General features: G+C 63.9%; 21 protein-coding genes and 2 tRNA genes. 10 read left to right on the forward strand and 13 right to left on the reverse strand.

Features of this window, described 5'->3' with window-relative positions:
• Positions 1-72: 72 nt before the first annotated feature.
• Both F0P97_RS08220 and F0P97_RS08225 read left to right on the forward strand, forming a co-directional pair.
• Entirely contained in the window at positions 73-909 is an 837-nt protein-coding gene (locus tag F0P97_RS08220) for a MetQ/NlpA family ABC transporter substrate-binding protein (protein ID WP_182286369.1), read from the forward strand.
• A gap of 206 nt (positions 910-1,115) precedes the next feature.
• On the forward strand, positions 1,116-1,958 hold the full coding sequence (locus F0P97_RS08225; RefSeq protein WP_182286370.1) for a MetQ/NlpA family ABC transporter substrate-binding protein: 843 nt from the start codon (positions 1,116-1,118) through the stop codon (positions 1,956-1,958).
• A gap of 3 nt (positions 1,959-1,961) precedes the next feature.
• On the opposite strand, the gene F0P97_RS08230 is transcribed toward F0P97_RS08225, so the two are convergent.
• Positions 1,962-3,164 carry a leucine-rich repeat domain-containing protein gene (locus tag F0P97_RS08230; protein WP_182286371.1) on the reverse strand — a complete coding sequence of 401 codons (1,203 nt, stop codon included), beginning with the start codon at positions 3,162-3,164 and terminating at the stop codon, positions 1,962-1,964.
• 65 nt (positions 3,165-3,229) lie between these two features.
• On the opposite strand from F0P97_RS08230, the gene F0P97_RS08235 reads away from it, so the two are divergent.
• Both F0P97_RS08235 and F0P97_RS08240 read left to right on the forward strand, forming a co-directional pair.
• Positions 3,230-4,207 (forward strand): SMI1/KNR4 family protein, encoded by a 978-nt coding sequence (locus F0P97_RS08235; RefSeq protein ID WP_182286372.1) that lies wholly within the window; start codon positions 3,230-3,232, stop codon positions 4,205-4,207.
• A gap of 1 nt (position 4,208) precedes the next feature.
• Positions 4,209-4,718 carry an ankyrin repeat domain-containing protein gene (locus tag F0P97_RS08240; protein WP_182286373.1) on the forward strand — a complete coding sequence of 170 codons (510 nt, stop codon included), beginning with the start codon at positions 4,209-4,211 and terminating at the stop codon, positions 4,716-4,718.
• 57 nt (positions 4,719-4,775) lie between these two features.
• Here F0P97_RS08240 and F0P97_RS08245 read toward each other — a convergent pair whose 3' ends face one another.
• The 8 genes from F0P97_RS08245 to F0P97_RS08280 form a co-directional block, all read right to left on the reverse strand.
• Positions 4,776-5,144, reverse strand: a complete 369-nt coding sequence (locus tag F0P97_RS08245) for a copper-binding protein (RefSeq protein WP_182286374.1) — start codon at positions 5,142-5,144, stop codon at positions 4,776-4,778.
• Between the two features lie 24 nt (positions 5,145-5,168).
• Positions 5,169-5,657: a DUF411 domain-containing protein gene (locus F0P97_RS08250; RefSeq protein ID WP_182286375.1), complete on the reverse strand. Its 489-nt coding sequence runs from the start codon at positions 5,655-5,657 to the stop codon at positions 5,169-5,171.
• A 19-nt stretch (positions 5,658-5,676) separates the two neighbouring features.
• Positions 5,677-6,159 (reverse strand): cupredoxin domain-containing protein, encoded by a 483-nt coding sequence (locus F0P97_RS08255; protein WP_182286376.1) that lies wholly within the window; start codon positions 6,157-6,159, stop codon positions 5,677-5,679.
• Positions 6,160-6,174: 15 nt separating this feature from the next.
• The gene (locus F0P97_RS08260; protein WP_182286377.1) at positions 6,175-7,581 is read right to left on the reverse strand and encodes a multicopper oxidase family protein; all 1,407 of its coding nucleotides are present in this window, start codon (positions 7,579-7,581) and stop codon (positions 6,175-6,177) included.
• Position 7,582: 1 nt separating this feature from the next.
• The gene (locus F0P97_RS08265) at positions 7,583-9,016 is read right to left on the reverse strand and encodes a TolC family protein (protein WP_182286378.1); all 1,434 of its coding nucleotides are present in this window, start codon (positions 9,014-9,016) and stop codon (positions 7,583-7,585) included.
• The gene (locus tag F0P97_RS08270; protein ID WP_182286379.1) at positions 9,013-9,372 is read right to left on the reverse strand and encodes a hypothetical protein; all 360 of its coding nucleotides are present in this window, start codon (positions 9,370-9,372) and stop codon (positions 9,013-9,015) included. The genes F0P97_RS08265 and F0P97_RS08270 overlap by 4 nt, the downstream gene beginning before the upstream one ends.
• Before the next feature lie 115 nt (positions 9,373-9,487).
• A complete protein-coding gene (locus tag F0P97_RS08275; protein WP_182286380.1) occupies positions 9,488-9,949 on the reverse strand; it encodes a hypothetical protein in 462 nt (153 codons plus the stop codon).
• A 103-nt stretch (positions 9,950-10,052) separates the two neighbouring features.
• The gene (locus tag F0P97_RS08280; RefSeq protein ID WP_182286381.1) at positions 10,053-12,200 is read right to left on the reverse strand and encodes a heavy metal translocating P-type ATPase; all 2,148 of its coding nucleotides are present in this window, start codon (positions 12,198-12,200) and stop codon (positions 10,053-10,055) included.
• Positions 12,201-12,239: 39 nt separating this feature from the next.
• Here F0P97_RS08280 and F0P97_RS08285 point away from each other — a divergent pair, with 39 nt between their 5' ends.
• From F0P97_RS08285 to F0P97_RS08300, 4 genes are read left to right on the forward strand one after another with little or no spacing between them, the layout of a single operon-like run.
• Positions 12,240-12,713 (forward strand): Cd(II)/Pb(II)-responsive transcriptional regulator, encoded by a 474-nt coding sequence (locus F0P97_RS08285; RefSeq protein WP_034381187.1) that lies wholly within the window; start codon positions 12,240-12,242, stop codon positions 12,711-12,713.
• A 57-nt stretch (positions 12,714-12,770) separates the two neighbouring features.
• Entirely contained in the window at positions 12,771-13,574 is an 804-nt protein-coding gene (locus F0P97_RS08290; protein ID WP_182286382.1) for an MlaE family ABC transporter permease, read from the forward strand.
• 13 nt (positions 13,575-13,587) lie between these two features.
• Positions 13,588-14,577: an MlaD family protein gene (locus tag F0P97_RS08295; RefSeq protein WP_182286383.1), complete on the forward strand. Its 990-nt coding sequence runs from the start codon at positions 13,588-13,590 to the stop codon at positions 14,575-14,577.
• Positions 14,574-15,278: a hypothetical protein gene (locus tag F0P97_RS08300; protein ID WP_182286384.1), complete on the forward strand. Its 705-nt coding sequence runs from the start codon at positions 14,574-14,576 to the stop codon at positions 15,276-15,278. Before F0P97_RS08295 ends, F0P97_RS08300 begins: the two co-directional genes overlap by 4 nt.
• Before the next feature lie 90 nt (positions 15,279-15,368).
• On the opposite strand, the gene F0P97_RS08305 is transcribed toward F0P97_RS08300, so the two are convergent.
• Positions 15,369-16,406 (reverse strand): porin, encoded by a 1,038-nt coding sequence (locus F0P97_RS08305; RefSeq protein ID WP_182286385.1) that lies wholly within the window; start codon positions 16,404-16,406, stop codon positions 15,369-15,371.
• Between the two features lie 577 nt (positions 16,407-16,983).
• Here F0P97_RS08305 and F0P97_RS08310 point away from each other — a divergent pair.
• Together F0P97_RS08310 and F0P97_RS08315 are read left to right on the forward strand one after the other, a co-directional pair.
• A tRNA-Pro gene (locus tag F0P97_RS08310) sits at positions 16,984-17,060 on the forward strand.
• Positions 17,061-17,229: 169 nt separating this feature from the next.
• Positions 17,230-17,306: transfer RNA gene (locus tag F0P97_RS08315), tRNA-Pro, on the forward strand.
• 131 nt (positions 17,307-17,437) lie between these two features.
• On the opposite strand, the gene F0P97_RS08320 is transcribed toward F0P97_RS08315, so the two are convergent.
• The 3 genes from F0P97_RS08320 to fepB are packed head-to-tail and all read right to left on the reverse strand — an operon-like array spanning position 17,438 to position 20,478.
• Positions 17,438-18,478 carry an iron chelate uptake ABC transporter family permease subunit gene (locus F0P97_RS08320; protein ID WP_182286386.1) on the reverse strand — a complete coding sequence of 347 codons (1,041 nt, stop codon included), beginning with the start codon at positions 18,476-18,478 and terminating at the stop codon, positions 17,438-17,440.
• Complete coding sequence (locus F0P97_RS08325) at positions 18,475-19,536, reverse strand: FecCD family ABC transporter permease (protein WP_182286387.1); 1,062 nt, start codon at positions 19,534-19,536, stop codon at positions 18,475-18,477. Before F0P97_RS08325 ends, F0P97_RS08320 begins: the two co-directional genes overlap by 4 nt.
• Positions 19,537-19,539: 3 nt before the next feature.
• Positions 19,540-20,478, reverse strand: coding sequence for a Fe2+-enterobactin ABC transporter substrate-binding protein (gene fepB / locus F0P97_RS08330; protein ID WP_182286388.1), 939 nt, complete (start codon positions 20,476-20,478; stop codon positions 19,540-19,542).
• Between the last annotated feature and the right edge of the window lie 41 nt (positions 20,479-20,519).

Consider the following 20,519-nt stretch of genomic DNA (forward strand, 5'->3'; position numbering starts at 1 on the left):
CTCACATTGTTGCAGCACGGTAAACAAATGAGCGCCGTGCCGCTCACGCGCATCAAATTCAAGGAGTGATCCATGCCTGCCCATTTTTCCTTTGCCGCCAGCCGCCGTGCCGTTCTGGCCACTGCCGCAGTCGCATTGCTGGCGACTGCCGGTGTACCTGCTCTGGCGCAGGATCCTGCCAAGAAGAATCTGCTGATCGGTGCCACCGCTGGCTCTAACTATGACCTGCTGCAAAAAGGCATAGTGCCTCAGCTGCAGAAAAAGGGCTACCAGATCAAGCTGGTCGAGTTCAATGACTATGTTCAGCCCAATCTGGCGCTGTCCGACGGTTCGCTGGATGCCAATTTCTTCCAGCACCGTGCCTATTTCGATCAGTTCACTACGGATCGCAAGCTGGCGCTGACTGCGATTGCTCAGGGCCCGGTGGCACCCATGGGCGTGTACAGCAAAAAGCACAAGTCTCTGGCCGATATCAAGAGCGGTGCCAAAGTGGCTCTGCCCAATGACCCCAGCAACCTGGCCCGTGCATTGCTGGTGTTGCAGCAGGCCGGCCTCGTCAAGGTCAAGGAAGGGGTGAATCCGGCCCGTATCTCCGAGCTGGATCTGGCCGCCAATCCCCACAAGCTCAAGTTTGTGGCGCTGGAGGCAGCCCAGTTGCCCCGCGTGCTGGAAGATGCTGACTATGTGGTCGTCAACGGCAACTTTGCCGTCTCTTCGGGCCTGAAGCTGAGCGAAGCCGTGGTGCTGGAAAAGACTCCCGATCTGTACCTGAACGTGGTGGCCGTGAAGACCGGCAACGAAAACAGCCAGTGGGCCAAGGATCTGTCCGCAGCCTACCGCTCGCCAGAGTTCAAGGCCGTGGTGGACAGCCTGTTCCCCGGCTACTCCAAGCCTGCTTTCCTGAAGTGATCGGGCTGGACTGAAGGCGCCAAGGGCCGCGATGCGGCCCTTTTTCATGCCCGTGGATTGGCTGGTTTTAGATGAAAAGCAAATAAGAGCATGGGTTTTTATTGGTTGGAATTTGCTCTCCCGGTCTGGATACTGCAAAGGCCTCTGCCTGGATGCAGAGTCAGACCTTTGGTATCAAAACACAGTACATCAACGAGGAGCAAAGCATGACCACTCATTTTTCTGTAGCGCACCGCCGCCGCCGTCTTCTGGCCACAACCCTGCTGGCGGGAGCCGCCCTGGCCATGGGCGCCCTGCAGGCCACGGCCCAGGAGGCCGGCAAGAAGCAACTGGTCATCGGCGGCACGGCCGGCTCCAACATCGACCAGCTGCAGTACGGCATCGTTCCCATTCTGCAGAAGAAGGGCTACAAGGTTCGCCTGGTGGAGTTCAACGACTATGTCCAGCCCAACCTGGCTTTGGCCGACGGTTCGCTCGATGCCAACTTCTTCCAGCACGAGGTGTATTTCAATCAGTTCAAGGGTGACCGCAAGCTGGATCTGACGGCCCTGGTGCAGGGGCCGATTGCGCCCATGGGCGTCTACAGCAAGCAGCGCAAAAGCCTGGCCGACCTGAAGGAGGGGGATCGCATTGCCCTGCCCAACGACGCCAGCAATCTGGCTCGGGGCATTCTGCTGCTGCAGCAGGCGGGGCTGGTCAAGCTCAAGGAAGGCGTGAACCCGCTGCGCGTCTCCGAGCTGGATCTGGCCTCCAATCCCAAGAAGATCAAGCTCGTGCCCCTGGATGCGGCTCATCTGCCGCGTGCGCTCGATGATGCGCAGTACGCCATCATCAACGGCAACTTTGCGATTTCCTCAGGCATGAAGCTCTCGGATTCGGTGCTGCTGGAAAAGACGCCCGAGCATTATCTGAACATCGTGGCCGTCAAGACCAAGGACAAGGATGCGCAATGGGCCAAGGACTTGGCTGCGGCCTACAAGTCCGCCGAGTTCAAGAGCGTGGTGGACAGCAAGTTTGCGGGCTATGCCAAGCCCGCATTCTTGCAGTAGGACTCAGCCGACATGGGTCTGAACTTCATGCTCCAGATGGCGCAGCGCACGCAGTTCAATCTGCTGCAGCTGCGCTTTCTGCATTTCTGGCAGGCCCTGCAAAAGCGCAGCGGCACCAAAGTCGCTGAGCACGGCGTGCCCGGTCTGCAGGTTGCACAGGATATTGTGGGCATACAGATCACCATGCAGCAGACCGAGGCCGTGCAGATGGGTGATGGCAGAGCGTATGCCTTGCAGCAATTGGCGGGCTGCGCCTGTTTGCAGACGTAGTTTGGGGTCATAGACATCACGTGTGCAGCTGTCGAAGCTTGGCGGCCCGGCCAGCGGCTGCATGGCTGAGTCCAGCAGAGGCAGGGTCGTGGCCATTTGTCCGTCAGGAGCGCCCCAAACCTGCGCCAGTGGCGTCAGCAGATGAGGGTGCTGTCCTGCCGCAATGCCGGCTGCCAGCTCGGATTGCGGCGTGCCGTCGCTGGTCTGGGCGGCCTTGAAAACCTTGAGTGCCAGTTCCTGTCCGTTGAGGCTGGCGCGGTAGATATGGCCGCTGGCGCCTTCGCCCAGCTTGCCGGTGATTTGCAAACTTTGATAGAAAATGGGCTCAATCCCATGCCCTGAAAGCGTATCCAGCTCCTGTTTCTGAGTCATTGGATTACCTGCCAGCGCCAGCCATGCCAGGCGTGGCAGCCGGAAGATGACTTCGGGAGCATCTTCGAAACGGTTGCTTGCAATACGCAGCAACTCCAGAGCCTGGCAATGTTCCAGGCTCTGGGGCAACTGCCTCAGCCGGTTGCACGACAGCATGAGCTTTTGCAGGCGCGCGCATTGGCCGATGGACTCGGGCAGCCGCTGCACCTGGTTGTCCGTGAGAATCAGCCAGCGCAAGCGCGGCGGCAGGCTGTCCTCGGGCACATGCGCGATACGGCAGGCCTTGAAGCCCACCATGTCGAGTTGCGGCATATGGCCCAGCACGCGGGGCAGTTCGGTGAACGGATTGTTCGAGGCAAACAGAATGCGCAGCCGCGCAAAGCGCGTCAGCGCATCTGGCAAGGTGGTGAGCTGGTTGCCGGACAGATCGAGGATCTCCAGCGTATCGGCCAGCTGATAAAGCGCGTCGGGGAACTCGGTCAGCCCATCGCAGAGCCTGATATGGTGTGCGCGGGTCAGTGAGCCATTGGCCAGCCCGGAGTGAAACTGCTCTAGCGTCAACATAGGACGCGCAGTCTAAGCCCTGCGCACCCCATGCACCCAAAACACACAATGCACGGAATGCCTGCATGAAAATCTTCAAAGACCTGCCTACGCTGGTGCAGGTATTGCCTGAACTGACGGTGAGCGGCTGGGTGGATCTGCCCGCCGATGCCGTTGCCCAGCTCGATGCGCCACATCGGCCCCCGCCTGCAGATCTGCTGGCTCGGCCTGCTTTGCGCTTTGTGGTGCGCGATGCAAATGAGGTACCGCGCATGGGCCATAGGCCCTGGATGCCGGTGGAGGTGCTCGCTCAGATGCACTGGCCTTCACCATCGGACGCGGTGGCATGGTCTCGTTTTCTGCAGGCCGAGTTCGAGCGCAGCCAGCGCTTTGTAGAAAACCATGATGTGTGGGATGAGGCCGAGGTGCCGGAGCCGTATTGGCCGCCCGCCGATGCTTCGTTCGATCAGCGGCTGGCCTATTGGCATCAAGGCTTGCAAGCCCATGCCTGGATGGACGAGGAGCCTGCTCAAGCCAAGCCCTTCGGCCGGGCCGAGCTGCGCCTGTGCGAATGGCGCCTGGGTTGCAATCTGCCCGAGCCCTTGCGTGACTATCTTTTGCAGCTGGGTGTGCTGGACTGGGCCGAGCGTTTGCTAAGTCCGCGCTTTGATCTACTGGCGCCGGATGCAGACATGGATGCCATCGGTCCGGTGCAAGTCGTGTTCCCGGGCATCGTCGATATTGTGGAAATGAGTACGCCGCAACAGGCTCAGGCTTTGAAGGCGCAGTTGAATGAGCTGGTGGTGTTCGGGGACTACCTGGGCAATGGCAATCTCTGGTGCTTTGACCGCCGCGATGGCTCGGTCTGGTATCTGGACCATGACAGCAGTCCCTTGCTGACCCGCATGTTCGACGATGTGGGCGACTATCTGGACGCGCTGGCCTTGATGTCGCTATGCCGCAGTCACGCCGTGGCCCAGGGGCGGGGTGATGGTGATGAACAGGCCGAGGTGTTGCTGGGCGAGCGCTTTGGGCGGGCGCTGATCAGGAAATGGATGTACTGAGATGAGCATGAAACTGCTCAAGGCCGCTGAAAAAGGCGATATTGCTGCGCTGGAGCTGCGCCTGCAGGACGGTGATGATATTGCCTATGTGCAAAAGAGCACAGGCCTCAATGCGCTGATCACGGCCCTCAATTGCGGTAACGATGCTGCGGCCCAATGGCTGGTGGAGCGAGGCAGCCCGCTGGATCAGGTGAGCCTGACAACCGGCATGAGCGCCACCGCCTGGGCGGCCTTCAACGGGCGTATAGAGATGCTGCAAGTGCTGCGGCAAGCGGGGGCCGATCTCGACAAGACCGGGGATGACAAAGGCCGCACGCCGTATCTTTTGGCCGTGGACCATGGCGCGTGGGCGGCGGTGCGCTGGTTCTGGTCGGCCGGGGTCGACCTCCAGCGAAGAGACGCCCAGGGTCGCAATGCCTTTGACCTGCTGGTGCAGAGCGGTCGTGATGTACCCGGGGATCTGCTGGAGCGTGTGGCTGGTCATGTGGCCGTACCGCCCACGGGGCGGTGACGGGATGACGACGCCATGCCTGCATGGCATCGTCATCGCCTCAACGGCGAGACTGCATCAGGACGCTGGCTGGATGCGGGTGATGATCAGCGAGCCATCCTTGTCCTCGGCATGGAACAGCACCTTGTCACCGGCCTTGAAAGAGGCCGACTGTGCAGAGCCTGACAGCGCAAACACCATGGTCATGGGAGGCATGTCCAGGTTCTTGATCTCTTCATGGCGAATCGTGAGCTTGCCTGTACGGGTGTCCACACGGGTGATTTCACCGGCGGTCAGCACATCGGCCTGGCCGGTCGATGTGGTTGCCGAAGCATCGGCCATCGCACCATGGCCTGCGTGCGCCGAGTGATCCTGTGCTGAAGCCGGAGCAGTCAGTGCAATGCCAAGGCTCAGGGCCGCCAAAGTGGTGTGAAAGAGGTTTTTCATCATGTTTTCCTGAGTTAAGGGTCGTCAGCCGCGATAGCTGGTGAAGACGGAAGTGCTGACATCGCTGCGCATCAGGCTTTGGGTGACCAGCAGCACGTCGTAGGGGTCTTTGCGACCGCCGTACTCGGGGCCGTCCATGCCGGGGCTGCCAATGGGCATGCCCGGCACGGCGATGCCCAGCGCCTTGGGTTTTTGCTTCAGCAGCTTGTGCACATCGGCGGCAGGCACATGGCCTTCGACCAGATAACCGCCCACCAGGGCGGTATGGCAGGAACCCAGGCGGCCAGGCAGGCCCAGTTTGGCGCGTACGGCGCTGTTGCCCACGTCGTGCACCTTGACGGCGAAGCCAGCCTGCTCCATCAGGGCAATCCAGTCCTTGCAGCAGCCGCAGTTCGGGTCTTTCCAGACCTCCATGGCAATCTTGGCGGGAGCAGCCGCCATTGCTGGCAGCGCAGCCATGCCGGCAGCGGCGGCCAGCAGATGGAGAACGTGGCGGCGGTTGGTGCTTGTCATCGGGAATTCCTTTCTTGCGTTATTCGGTGACGGTGAAACGCCCCGTCATGCCGGCCTGGTAGTGGCCGGCGATCAGGCAGGCGAAGTCGAATTCACCTGCGCGGTTGAAGCTCCACACCATGTCTTCGGTCTGGCCTGTGGCCACATGGGCCATATAGGGTTCGGCATGCTCCATGCCAGGGTACTTGAGCATCATCTGCGCGTGCTCATCGAGCGATGCCCGGGTGCCCAGCACCATCTCGTGCATGAGAAGGCCTTTGTTGGCTACGCGCAGGCGCAGGGTTTCGCCCTTTTTCACGCTGAAATGACTGGGGCTGAAGCGCATGTCGTCCGTCATCTCGATGGTGATGGTGCGCTGGGCCTCCCTGGCCTCGGCCGCAATGCCCCAGGGCTTTTGCTCCTTGATTACGGGAGCGCTGGCATGGCTGTTGTTTCCATGCGCAAAACTTGTAGTGACGCTTGCTGCCAAGGCGCAGGCAGCTATGAAATGAATCGTTTTCATGGGAGTCTCCTTGCGTCAGTGCTGGGGGTGAGCACCCGTGGCGGGGCCGGCTTCGGGTTTGCGTACGGTGGCGGCACCGGGCGCGGTGCCGGGTGTGCTTTGACGGGGGGCATTGGCATCGAAAGGTGCGCCTTGCCATTCATAGGCGCGGGTGCCCTTGGGCTGCTGGTACCAGCCGGGATCGCCATAGTCGTTGGCACCCAGGTTTTTGCGCACCTTGAAGCTGGTGAACATCCCGCCCATTTCGATGGGGCCGTAGGGGCCCTGGCCGGTCATCATGGGGAAGGTGTTATCGGGCAGAGGCATTTCCATGGCGCCCATATCGCCCATGCCGCGCTCGCCCATCAGCATGTAGTCGGGCACGATCTTCTGGATCTTGCCTACCAGGCCGCGGTGGTCCACGCCGATCATGGTGGGTACGTCGTGACCCATGGCGCCCATGGTGTGGTGGCTCTTGTGGCAGTGGAAAGCCCAGTCGCCGGGTTCGTCGGCAATGAATTCCACCTGGCGCATCTGGCCCACGGCCACATCCGTTGTCACTTCGGGCCAGCGGGCGGTCTTTGGCACGGGGCCGCCATCGGTGCCCGTGACCTCGAACTCATGGCCGTGGATATGGATGGGGTGGTTGGTCATGGTCAGATTGCCCACGCGGATGCGCACCTTGTCACCCTGACGAGCCACCAGCGGGCTGATGGCGGGGAAAGCGCGGCTGTTGAAAGTCCAGATATTGAAATCCGTCATCTCGTTGATACGCGGTGTCATGGTGCCGGGCTCGACCGCATAGGCGCTGAGCAGGAAGGCATAGTCGCGCTGCACCTTGTCGATCAGTGGGTGGGCTGTCTTGGGGTGGGTGATCCACAAGCCCATCATGCCCATGGCCATCTGCACCATCTCATCCGAATGCGGGTGGTACATGAAGGTGCCAGGGCGGCGTGCCTCGAACTCGTAGACGAAGGTCTTGCCCGGCGGGATATGGGGTTGGTTCAGGCCGCCCACACCGTCCATGCCATTGGGCAGACGCTGGCCATGCCAGTGGATGGTGGTGCTCTCGGGCAGGCGGTTGGTGACGAAGATGCGCACCTTGTCGCCTTCCACCACCTCGATCGTGGGGCCCGGCGACTGGCCGTTGTAGCCCCACATATTGACGAAAAAGCCGGGCGCCACCTCGCGCACCACGGGCTCGGCCACGAGGTGGAACTCCTTGACGCCCGCATTCATGCGCCAGGGCGTGGTCCAGCCGTTGAGCGTGACCACGCCCTGGTAGGGGCGACCGTTGGGCGGCGTCAAAGGCGCAGCCGTCTCGGCGCTGCCTTGCATGACGGGCTCGGGCAGGGCAGCCATGGCAACCCGGCTGACGGCCATTGAAGTTGTGGCGGCTGCCACTGCAGTGGCAGCGCCAGTGAAAAAGGATCGGCGTTGCATATCAGTGACCTGCTTCGTTGTTGGCAGCGGGCGCTGCGCTGGTGTTGACGGTGGGTGAGGTTCCTGGCGATGTGCCGGTCAGGGCCAGGCGCAGATCGGTCTCGGCCAGCCAGAAGTCGCGCTGGGCCTCGGTGGCGGTCACCACGGCCTGGGTGGTGCTGCGGGCCTGGGCCAGCAGCTGCCACACACTCATGAACATGCCGTTGTAGCGGTAGACGGTTTCTTCCTGCATCAGCTTGGCCAGGGGCAGGACCTCTGCCTGCTGCTGCTGGGCCAGGTCGTAAGCCGTGCGGTAGGCCAGCCAGTTGCTGCGGGCCTCGCTGCGCGCGCGTATGGCGTTGTCGCGCAGCAGCGATGCGCTGCGCAGCACCTGGTTGCGTGCCATGCCGCGCGCGGCAAAGCCCCAGTCAAACAGCGGCAGCGGGACGTCAAACTCCCAGCCCTGGGTCTTGTCGCTGTGGCCGGTGGCTCTGTCCGTGCTGGTGTTGTTGCTGTAGCTGGCGCCGATATCGCCAAAGATGGTGCCCACCGTGGCCCAGCCTTGGCGGCCGGCGGTCACATCCAGGTCGCGGCGCAGCGCGCCCAGATCCAGCCGCTGGCGCAGCGCCGTGGCCTCGGCGTCATCACCGCTGCGCAATTCGGCTGCTTTCGGCAGGGCGGGCAGCTGGGCGGGCAGCTTGTAGGCCAGTTGCTGTCCCCACAGACCCATGCGGCGGGCCAGCTGCTCGCGTTCCAGTTGGGCGTTGAGACGCGCGCGTGCCAGCTGGGCGGCGGCCTGTTGCTGCTGGGCCAGTTCTCTGGCCTGGTCCATCTTGCTGAAGTTGCCGACCTGGGCCATGCGGCGGGCCAGCTCGCCGCCCAGGGCCGCAGCCTCGTGCATGCGTTCGTTGGCGGCCAGGGCTTGCTCGGCGGCCACGGCGCGCAGCCATGCGCGGCGCGTGTCTGAGGCCAGCAGCAGCACCTGCTGGGCGGCCGTCAGAGTGGCCTGCTCCATCTGCCAGCCCTGCCAGCGGCTGCGCCAGGGCAGGGTGATGAGCTGCACCAGGCCAAAGCTGAGCTGACGCTCGATCTCGCGCTCGTGGCCGTTGCGAAAGCGGCCGAAGGTAAAGCTGGGGTTGGGCAAGGTCAGGACCTGCACGCGCTGCGCGTCGGCAATGCCGAGCTGCGCCAGCTGGGCCTGCAGACCAGGGTTGTTGAGCAGGGCGATGCGCACGGCGGTGTCGGCATCGACAGGGGTTTTGAGCCAGTCGGCAATCTGGGTCTGCGCATCCTGCAGGGCTTGCGCGTCCGGCGACGGCAGTTGCGCGCCCGCAGGCAGTCTGCCTTCGGTATGTCTGGCCACGTCGCTGCGCAGTCCGTCGGGCGAGATGCTGGCGCAGCCAGCCAGCGCCAGTGCGACGAGCAATGGCGCGGCTTTGAATGCAAGGCGCTTCATGGCTGGCCTCCGTGATGGTGCTGATGTGCGGAAGCAGCGCTGTCCGGGGCTGATCCGGAGGCATTGCCCTGGGATTTCTCCCACCTGAGCAGATCGCCATGGCCGCGCGTGAACTCGCCCACGGCAGCATTGGCGGCCCTCCAGTCTCCGGGCTGGGCGACGATGGCGGCGCTGGCGGCAAGCGGCTGGTGCTGAAGCGCCAGCGTGGGAGCGGCGGGGTTGAAAACGCTGTGACTGCTGGCCGGGGACTGGGCCACCGGGAGAGTCTGCTCGGACGGCTGGGCCAGGAGCGGCGGGCTGACGCCGGCCATGAGCAAAACCATGGCTGTCAAAGAAAGAGGATGCGCTTGGCGCATAGGGGATTCCTGTCGTCTAAAACCGGGAGAAAGTCCGCAGTTTTGAGCGTTTTACGGCTCAAACCTAGATAGCAAAAGCGATGGCTGCTATCAAAATGCGGACGCACCTAGGGCGTCAGAGCGCAGAAATCGGTGGTTTGACGAGTTCGGCAGGCGCGGCGCTGGCAAAGCGCGCTGCACCATGGGCCGGCTGGGCGGCCAGGGGGAGACTGGAGTGAAGCGTCAGCAACTCGGGATTGGCCAGCGTCGAGTGGCAGATGCCGCAGGCCGTGCAATGGCCTTCATGCTGGTGGCAGTCGCTGTCGGCAGCATTGGCGCTGCAGCTGACGGCCCCTGCAGGGCCTGCCTTGTGGGACGCGGCCATGTCGTGATGCGGCTGTGCGTCGGCCACGAGGCTTGCATGCGCGTGGTGCAAAGCGGCTGCCATGGAGGCCACTTCGTCCAGGCTTTGCGTCTGCACCAGCCCATGTCCCATGTGATGGGCCTGGTCGGTGTTCTGCTCCATGGCCATGGCATCGCCTGCCAGACCACGCAGGGCCAGCAGCAAAACCATGAACAGAGAGAAAAAGCGACGCATGAGGTGAATGATAGCGAAGGGCGGGGTTAGTTCCCCGCCTGGTGCAGAAAATCGCAAATTAGATAGCTGCTTGCGCTTGCCTATCAAGATCTAAGGTCGAATTTCATGCGTTTTCAGGCCTGTTCCCCCAATGACGCAGGCGCAGGCCATTGGCGACCACCAGCAGGCTCACGCCCATGTCGGCCAGCACTGCCAGCCACATGCTGGCATTGCCGCTGACGGCCAGAATGAAGAAGGCCAGCTTGATGCCCAGGGCCAGGCTGATGTTCTGCCAGAGCACGCTGTGCGCGCGCTGCGAGAGATCAACCACCTCGGGAATGCGGCGCAGGTCGTCGTTCATGAGCACCACATCGGCGGTCTCCATGGCCATGTCGGTGGCGTGCATGCCGCCCATGGCAAAGCCTATGTCGGCCTGGGCCAGCGCCGGTGCGTCGTTGATGCCGTCGCCTGTCATGGCCGTGGGGCCGATGTCGCGCTGCAACTCGCTCAGAGTCTTGAGCTTGTCCTCGGGCAGCATATTGCCGCGCGCGTCGCTGATGCCTGCTTCCGCGGCTACCGTGCGCACGGTGGCACTGTTGTCGCCGCTGAGGACAATGGGCTTGACGCCCAGTGCCTGCAACTGGGTCACAGCCGCCTTGGCCTGCGGACGCAGCGGGTCGGCCACGGCAAACAGCGCCTGCACGCCCTGCTCATTGGCCAGCAGGGTGACGGTGCGGCCTTGTTGCTCCTGCAGCATCAGCGCGGCCTGGAGTTCGGCACTGTCCCAGCCTTGCTCGCCCACCCAGCGCAGATTGGCCAGCGTCCAGCGTTCACCGCCGATCTGGGCCTGCACGCCGCGGCCGGGCAGGGCCTGCAATTGCTGAGTCGAGGCCTGAGCTTCGGCAAGCTCCTTGCCTGTCTGCTCCTCCAGCCCTTGGGCAATCGCGCGCGATACCGGGTGGTCGGAGCGCGATGCCAGCGCATAGGCACGGGCAGCGGCGTCATCGCTGCTCGCCGCATTCCAGCTCTGCCAGTCCACCAGCCTGGGCGAGCCCGTGGTCAGCGTTCCGGTCTTGTCGAGTGCAATCGCCTTGAGCTGGCGGGCCGACTCCAGCGCGCTGCCACCCTTGATGAGAATGCCGCGCTTGGCCGCAGCCGTGAGCGCGCTGACCACGGTGACGGGGGTGGACAGCACCAGGGCGCAGGGGCAGGCGATGACCAGCAGGGCCAGGGCCTGGTAAGCGGCCTGGTGCCAGCTCCAGTCCAGCAGCCAGGGGGCGAGCAGGCCCAGGGCAATCGCCAGCACGAGAACGATGGGGGTGTAGATCTCGGCGAAGCGGTCGACAAAGCGCTGGGTGGGGGCCTTGGAGGACTGTGCCTGCTCCACGGCATGGACGATGCGTGCAATCAGGCTGTCGCTGGCCGGCGCGGTTACACGCAGGTGCAACTCGCCGTCCTGGTTGATGGAGCCTGCATACAGCTCGTCGCCCGGGCCTTTGTGCGCTAGCGCGCTCTCGCCGGTGATGGGGGCCTGGTTGACCGAGCTTTCGCCCTCGGTGACCAGTCCGTCCAGCGGCACGCGAGCGCCTGGCGTCACGCGCAGCACGGCGCCCAGGGGCACCTCGCTGGCGGCCATGCGCAGGGTGGTACCGTCGGGTTGCAGCACATCGGCAGTTTCGGGCGCGAGTTGCAGCAGGTTGCGGATGGCCAGGCGGGCCTTGTCCATGGCCTGGTCTTCGATGCGCTCGGCAGCCGCATAAAGGGCCATGACCATGGCGGCTTCGGGCCACTGGCCGATGATGAAGGCACCGGTGACGGCCACGGCCATCAGTGCATGAATCCCGAGCCTGAAGCGCAGCAGATCCTTGAGACCGGCCTTGTAGACGCCCAGACCCGACAGCGCTATACCCAGAACGGCCAGTGCCATGCCAAGGTATTGAAGCGTCGAGTTGGCGCCGTCGCCGCCAAACCAGTGGCAGGCCTCGGCCGCCAGCGCCGCCGCCAGAGCGGCGTAGATGCGCGGCCAGCCGGGCAGCACGCCATGGTCGTGAGCATGGTCGTGACCGTCACCCTCATCGTGAGCCTGGCTCTTGGCTGGCTCGCTGATGGAAAACGGTGCGCAGCAGCCGGTTCCGCAGGCCGATGTGGCTGTGGCGGCAATGGGTTTCGAAGTGGCGGGCACATGTTCATGCGGATGTGCATGATCGTGATCATGTGAATGACCATTGTGGCCGCCGCCATGGGCGTGGGTGGACAGGCTTTCTTGCTTCATGGCAGTATTGAAAACAATAAAGTCACTTCAAGGTCAAGCATGTCACTCAATTCGCACGATATTCCGCGCTGGCGCATTGGCGAGGCCGCGAAGCGTTCCGGCATTGCTGCAGCCAATATCCGCTACTACGAGAAGGAGCAATTGCTCTCGCCCGGCATGCGCGAGGACAACCAGTACCGGCTCTATACCGATGGAGATGTTCACAGGCTGCGTTTTATTCGGCTGTGCCGGGCCATGGATATGTCGCTCGACGAAGTGCGCACCCTGCTGGCGCTCGATGGTGCGCGCAAGGCCGATTGCGTGGCTGCCAACAAAACCCTGGACGCCCATCTGGGCCATGTGCGCGAGCGGCTGGCCGAGCTGCAGGCTCTGGAGCATGAGCTGATGCAGCTGCGCAGCCAGTGCGACGGCTCGGACAGCTTTTGCCACATCATCGAGGCCCTGCATGCACAGGCCGATGAGCCCCTGCCCGAGGGCCTGCAGGGCAGTGCTGCGGCAAAGCGCCATGTCTGACAGGCGGCAACTATGGCGGCTGCGCCCCTGTCCTGCAGTGGACGCTATCATTCCTGCATGAGCTGGAGTGAAACCACCATCAAGCTGCCGGGGCGGATCTGGGCCGCGCTGGGCGCGCAGGCCCTGGCGTGGTGGCGCAGCATTTATCTGACCGCCGTGCTGCTCGTGCTGGTGACGTCGCCGTCCAGCTACCACAGGCGCGGGCGGGCCATGCTGGCCCAGCAGATGTATGCGCAGACCGCTCCCATACTCACGGGCTTCACCGCGCTGGCAGCCCTGCTGTGTGCGGTGATTGCGCGCATCGTCATTGTCACCGCACAGAGTTACGGCCTGTCACGCTATGCGCTGGATCTGGTGGTGCGGGTGATGGTGATCGAGCTGATACCGCTGACGGCTGCACTGTTTGTAGCCATGCGCTGCACCATTCCAGCCGGCGTGCAGGTGGTGCAGATGCGTATGCAGGGCCAGCTCGCGAAGTGGAAGACGCAAGGCATTGACCCTGTCCGTGCGGCGCTGGTGCCGCGTGCGGCGGCGGGCGTGTTTGCGGCCATCACACTGGCCGCACTCAGCTGCATCGTGGCCTTGGTCACTGTGTACTTGAGCGTCTACGGCTTCAGCCTGGCCGGGTTTGGTGCGTACACGCGCATCTTTGGCCAGATCTTCACACCGTCGCTGACGCTGGTGTTCGTGCTCAAGACCTGGTTTTTCAGCCTCACGGTAGCCGTCATGCCGCTGGCCTCTGCCATGTATACGCCGGTTGCGCGACATAGGCAGGGCGGGGCGGAGCTGGGAGGCTTTGCACGCATGTTTGCCGTGTTGCTTCTGATCGAGGTGATCTCGCTCATGGGCAACTATTACTGAAAAGGATGGAGCCATGAGCGAAACGCGTATGGCCGAGGAGCAGCTGATCGACGAGGAGTTGCTCAGCCTCAAACCCGTCGCGCATCTGCGCGCCAAGGCAGCCGCGCTGCTGGCGCTGACCCTGGTATTGATTCTGAGTGCGGCCGCTTATCTGCTCTACGCGCGCGGAGTGTTCGAGCCCACGCAGCGTCTGGTGCTGACGGCCGATGACTCCGAGGGCGTGATCGTGGGCATGGACATGACTTTCTCGGGCTTTCCCATAGGCCGTGTGCGCAAGATTGAGCTGGCCGAGGACGGCTCGGTTCGCATACTGGTCGATGTGACCGAGAAGGATGCCCACTGGCTGCGCCAGTCCAGCGTGTTCACGCTGGTCAAGGGCTTGGTGGGCGGCACCACCATCAAGGCCTATACCGGCATGCTGGGCGATGCGCCGCTGCCACCGGATTCCGTGCGGCCCGTGCTCAGTGGCGACGCCACGGCAGAGCTGCCACAGATCATCAATTCCGCCAAAGAGGTGCTGGCCAATGTGGCGGCACTGACCGCCACGGATTCGGCATTGGGCGGATCGTTGGCCGAAGTACGCAAGCTGGCCGAGCGCATGCAGGGGCAAGGCGGCGTTCTGGGGGCGGTGCTGGGCAGCGACGAGGAAGCGAAGAAGGTCGGCCAGATGCTGGAGCGTGCCAACTCCCTGCTCGGGCGCATGGACCGAATGGTGGCGCGCGCCGACAGCCAGGTCTTTGACGCGAATGGCGTCATGCCCCAGGTCAAGACCACTATGGAGCAGCTCAATGGCTTGCTGGCCGATACGCGCAAAAGCATGGCCAAGGTCGATGCAGTACTGGCCGATATGCAGGTGGTGGGCAGCAATGCCCGCGAGGCCTCGACCGACCTGGGCGCGCTGCGTGCCGAGGTGGAAAGCAATCTGCTGAGACTGGAGTCCGTGCTCAACGATCTGCAGCGCAAATGGCCGTTTTCCCACAAGCCGGAGTTGAAGCTGCCATGAAGCAAAAAACCAAGCAAAAGCAGACTCCAGGCAAATACGGGAGGGCGATGGCTGCTATATCCGTCATAGCGCTGTCAGCCTGTGGCAACCAAGCACCGGCACCGGATTGGGCATTGAGCGCCGAAGCTGCGGCGCAAAAAGCCGCCCAGGCCTATTTGCAGGGGCATCAGCGTGTGGAGGCGCTGCAGTGGCAGAAGGCGCGTGATGCCGTGGCCAGCACCGGCCAACCCGCACAGGCCGCCAAGCTGGAGCTGATGCGCTGCGCGGCGCAGGTGGCCAGCCTGGACTGGAGCAGTTGTCCGGCCTATGAGGCGCTGGCGCAGGATGCGGGCAAGCAAGAGCAGGCCTATGCCCGCTATCTGCGGGCCAGTCCGCAAGCCGGTGATATCGAGCTTTTGCCTGAGGCGCAGCGCGGCGTGGCGCGGCAGCTGCTCGGCGGCGGCGCAGGTGGTACTGCCCTGACCGAGATCAAGGATCCGCTATCGAGACTGGTGGCTGCGGGTGTGCTGCTGCGTGGCGGCGCGGCCGACCCCGCCCTGCTGCAGCAAGGCGTCGATACCGCTTCGGAGCAAGGCTGGCGCAGGCCTTTGATGGCCTGGCTGCTGCTGCAGCTCAAGGCAGCGCAGCAGGGCGGTGATGTGCAGCAACAGGCGCAACTGCAGCGTAGGCTGAAGCTGCTGGAGACATCTGCACCCAAGTGAACCGGTCGCTCACCGGACTGGAAATAAAAAAGCGAGGCTAAGACCTCGCTTTTTCGGATGGCGAGCCATAGGCCCGCTCTAATCCAGTGCTCAGAAGCGGTGACGGATACCGGCGATCAGGCTGGTGCCGGTCTTGGGGTTGGCATCGGTCACGCGGTCGTACATCAGAGCGGTGTAGACGTCGGTGCGCTTGGACAGGAAGTGGTCGTAGCCCAGGGTCGCTGTGGTGCGGGTGGCATCGGTGGCTGCTTCGTACTTGGTGCGGGCCACGGCTGCCTTGACGGTGCCGGGTGTGCCGGAGACCGGAATGTCCAGACCCAGCGAGTAGGTCTTGCTCTTGCTGTCCAGATCCTTGACCTTGGCCTGGCCGTAGGTAGCGTAGAGCTTCACAACATTGAAGTTGTAGCTGCCGCCGACCATCCAGTCGCTCTTGGTGGGCATGACCGTGCCGCTGCCGGGGTTGGTGATCTGGTCGCGCTCGTAGAAGGCCGTCAGGCTCAGAGGACCGCTGGAGTACAGAGCGTTCACGCCGACGTTCTTCTTGCTCTTGTTGCCAGGAGTCGATTGCTCGCCGAACTGGTAGTAGACATTGGCAGTCAGGCCGCCGAAGTTAGGCGTCGTGTAGACCAGCATATTGCTCCAGCCGGTGTCGGCGGGCGTGGTCAGGCGGGCACCGCCCCAGGCTGCGGTGGGGGTGTTCGCGTGCAGCACCAGAGGCGAGATGGTGAACGAATCGCCGAAGGGGTTGGTCAGAATGGTGGGTAGGAAGTTGGGCGCCTTGTCGCGGCCCAGGCCGATGCGGCCGAAATTGCCGTTCAGGCCGATGTTGGCATCGCGCGAGAAAAAGGTGTCGCCGGGGAAGCGGCCTGTTTCACCGGTGTCCATGCGCATGAAGGCGGTGATGTTGAAATCGACCTTCAGGCCGCCGCCCAGGTCTTCCGTGCCCTTCAGGCCCCACCAGGAAGTGGTCATGCCGCCGGAGCCAACAACGCCCTTGCGGTCCTGGCCGGCCATCTTGACGGAGCCGGCATACATATCGGCGAGGCCCGTCAGTTGCACATTGCTCTGCGCAAAAGCGGCGCCGGAGCAGGCCAGGGCAGCAGCCATGGCGATAAAAGCGGTCTTCATGAGTGTCCTCTCGAGTTAGATATTGGATTTACGTTTTGAAATATAGCGGGGGTTTGTATACAGCTTGCTCTGCAGTTCCGCGGATGCCGATGAAATCATCTTTTCGGCGATATGACAGTGGTTTTTTTACATCAAGGACTAAGGGAAATCTCTTGTGTGCACCGTGTTGGTGCTATCGATATTGCCGTGCAAAGCGGCTGGGTGAAGCCAGCCGAGCGAGAGTGAGTACTGTGGGTTTCGTGATCAAGGAATAACAGTCATTCCTGGTGGGCCAGGTCTGATCAAGAGGTTTGGCGATGACAGCGTCAGCGGATGGAACAAGAGTGGCTTGGCGATGGATGCCTGCTTGGAATCGCTGAAGCGCCCACTCTTGTCGTTCCCTTGGGCAGTCTTGGTCAGGCCCTGCGCAGGGATCGCGATTGGCCGGAGTGTGCTGTGCGTGCTGAGCGCTTATGCGGCCGGGCGTGCGTTGATATCAGGCCTGCAGCCTTCAGCACCAGTGCGATACTTTTTTGAAAAAAGTGCGCGTTTTCCCCGGGGAGGGTGTTTTTCCTCCCTATAATTCATCCTATCGACACGGAATGTAGCGCAGCCTGGTAGCGCACTTGCATGGGGTGCAAGGGGTCGCGAGTTCGAATCCCGCCATTCCGACCAAATTGAAAAGGCCTGTGATGAAAATCACAGGCCTTTTTCAATGCCGCTGCGAGGTTCGCTATGAAACCTGCAGCGTCAGATGACCGTCGTGGCTGATAACCGAGCAACTGCTCAAGTTGCTGCCTTCCCAAAAGATGGTCGAAAATCGGTTACAATAGCGTCATCGACACGGAATGTAGCGCAGCCTGGTAGCGCACTTGCATGGGGTGCAAGGGGTCGCGAGTTCGAATCCCGCCATTCCGACCAATCTAAAAAAGGCTTCTAACTGTAAAGTTAGGAGCCTTTTTTCTATCCAGATCGCATGATGTCGTACGACTCTTCAGGGTGATGACTCGAAGAGAGATAGAAGTGCTGTCTCAACTTCTGCTGTCACACTCCTAGCCCTTGTGCGTGCGAAACAGCAGCCACAGCAGATACACCCCGCCCAGCAGCCCCGTTACCAGCCCGATGGGCAGATGGAGGCGCACCGGCGCCCACTGGCTGAGCATGTCGGCCGCCAGCAGCAGAACGGCGCCCACGGCTGCCGCCGTGAACAGAGGCACGTCGGGCGACAGGCCCAGACGCCTGGCCACCTGCGGCGCGGCCAGCGCGATGAACGCGACGGGCCCGGCCGCCGCGGTGGCAGTGGCTGTCAGGGCGATGGCGCACATCACCATGATCAGTCGGGTACGCGGTACGTTGACGCCGAGTTGGGTGGCGGCGTCATCGCCCAGTTCCAGCAGGTCGATCCGGCGGGCGCACAACAGCACGACCGGCACGATGGCGAAGAAGCTGAATGCGGCCGGCACGACATGCGCCCAGGTCCGCGCACTGAGCGAGCCAGCCAGCCAGCGCTGTGCGGAGACGGCCCGCTCCAGATCGCCCATGACCAGCAGGATGGTGTTCAGGCCCGAGAGCGTGGTCCCCACGCCTATGCCCACCAGCACCAGCCGGTAGCCCCCTGCGACGCGCCGGCCGCTGGACAGCGCGAGCACGACCGCCGCCGTGGCCATGCCCGACAGCACGGCGGCCAGCGATATCCACAGCGGCCCGGCGTCACCCAGCACGATGAGCGCAATCGCCCCGCTGGCCGCGCCGGTGGTGAAGCCGATCACGTCCGGCGAGCCCAGCGCGTTGCGGGAGATGGACTGGAAGATGGCACCCGCCATGCCAAGCGACGCGCCCACGAAGACGGCCGTGAGGACACGCGGCAGCCGCACCCGCTGCACGATGCGCTCTGCTGCGGGGTTGGAGCCCGTGCCCAGCAGGCTGTCGAGCACTTCGGCGGGGCTGAGGGACAGGGTTCCCGTGCCCAGCAGCAGCACACCCAGCACCAGGGCCAGCACGACCAGCGCCATGCCCACGGCCAGCGGCCTGGGCCGCCAGCGGAGCGAATATGGGCCCCAGCGCAGTATCGAGGTCTTCACGGACGCCTTCATAGTCTGCTCAACCGGTATCTGCACGCCACCCAGACAAAGAACGGCCCGCCGATCAGGCAGGCGACGATGCCCGCAGCCACTTCGGCAGGCGCCGCGACGACGCGGCCCAGCACATCGGCACCCAGCAGCAGCACCGCCGCGTAGAGCGCGGACAGCGGCAGTATCCAGCGGTAGTCCGGCCCGCACGAGAGGCGTGCAAGATGCGGCGCCACCAGGCCGACGAAGGCGATGGGGCCCACGGCCGCCGTGGCGGCCCCGGCCAGCATCATGACCGCCAGGCAGGCCAGTTGAGCGGTGGCGCGCACATTGACGCCCAGCGCCAGGCCCACATCATGCCCCAGCGCCATGGCGTTGAGCTGGCCGACGATGGCCCAGGCCGCCGCCAGTCCCGCCGCCACGGCGGCCGCCAGCACGGCGGCGCTGGCATAGCCGCTGCCCTCCAGGGAGCCGGCCGCCCAGCGGCGGAAGCCGTCGAAGACTTCCGGGGGGGCGTTGAGCAGGATGATGCCGGCGCTGGAGGTGAGCATGACCGACAGGCCGGCCCCGGCCAGGACCAGGCGCACCGGGTGCGCGCTCGCGCCCCGGGACTGGCCGAACGCGAAGACGGCGGCACCCGCCAGCCCCGCGCCGGCAAAGGCGCACCAGACGTACTGGAGCACGGACGTCAGGCCGAAGGCCGTCATGCCGATGAGCACGGCCAGCGCCGCTCCCGCGTTGACGCCCAGCAGGCCCGGCTCCGCCAGGGGATTGCGGGTGACGGCCTGCATGAGCGCGCCGGCCACGCCCAGCGCCATGCCGGCCAGGATGGCCACCACGGTGCGGGGCATGCGCAGCAGGCTGACGATCAGGTGCTGGTCATCACGCAGGTCCGGAGCCCGCAGCGCGCTGAGGATGTCGGCCAGCGCAATGTCGCGCGAGCCGACGGTGATGCCGAGCACGGCGATGATGGCCAGCGCCAGCAGCCCGCCTGCAAGGCCCAGCCAACGTCTGCGGCGCAGGGGAGCGCGCGGAGCGCGCGAGGCAGGCCGCGCCACCGCGCCTTGAAGCCGTGCACGCATGGCTCAGCGGAAATGGCTGGCCACGGCGTCGACCATCTGCTGCCCCGAGTAGTAGTCGATGCGAAACGAGGTCGGGCCCAGCGCATAGACGCGCCGGCCGGCCACGGCCGGCAGGTTGGCCAGCAGCGGATCGTCCAGGAAGGCCTGGACATCGCCCTGCGAAGCGCCGAGCAGGAAGACGGAATCGCCGGTGATGGCGGCCGAGAGGTTTTCGCGGGAGATGAATTCGAAGTCGGACGAGCGTGTCACCTGTGCGGCCAGCGGGGGCGGCAGGCCCTCCACCTTGAAACCCAGTGCAGCCAGCAGCCGCGCATGCGGGCTGGCGGCGCGGCCTATGGAGTAGCTGCCGGCCAGGTTGTAGGCGACGATGCTGACGGGCTGGGCCGGTGGCGTGATGGAGGCGGCGGTTTGCGCCACATGGGCATCGAAGCGGGCAATGGCTGCGGCGGCCTGCTTCGCATGGCCCGTGATGCGGCCCAGCTCGGTGGCGATGTCCTGCCAGGACTGGCTGGAGTAATCGACCACGACCATTGGCACGCCCTGCGCCTGCAGTTCGGTGCGGTGCTGGGCCACGCTGTCGGCGCCGGTGGCAGAGGCCACCAGCAGATCAGGGGTGGCGCCCAGGACGGCCTCGATGTCGAACTGCAGGTTGCGGTAGAGCACCTGTACGCCACGCTCGTCGGCAACGTGGGCCCATTGCGAGAAAAAGCCCTTGTCATCAGTCAAGCGGCTGGGCGTGGTGGCTGCGGTTGCCGCCACGGGGGCATCGATGGCCAACAGGATGCCCGTCACGCTGGGCGAGGTGGACACGATGCGCTGCGGTAGAGAGGCCTGCTGTGTGGCGCCGGCCTCGTGGACGGCGTTGCGCTGCATGAGCGCGATACCGGCCAGCACGGACAGTGCCGCAGCCGCAACCAGGGCGGTGAATTTTAGTCTGTTCATATCGATCTGACCGTGACAGGGCCGAGTACATCAAGGTTCTT

It is taken from the genome of Comamonas testosteroni, assembly GCF_014076415.1.
Classification (GTDB): domain Bacteria; phylum Pseudomonadota; class Gammaproteobacteria; order Burkholderiales; family Burkholderiaceae_C; genus Comamonas; species Comamonas testosteroni_F.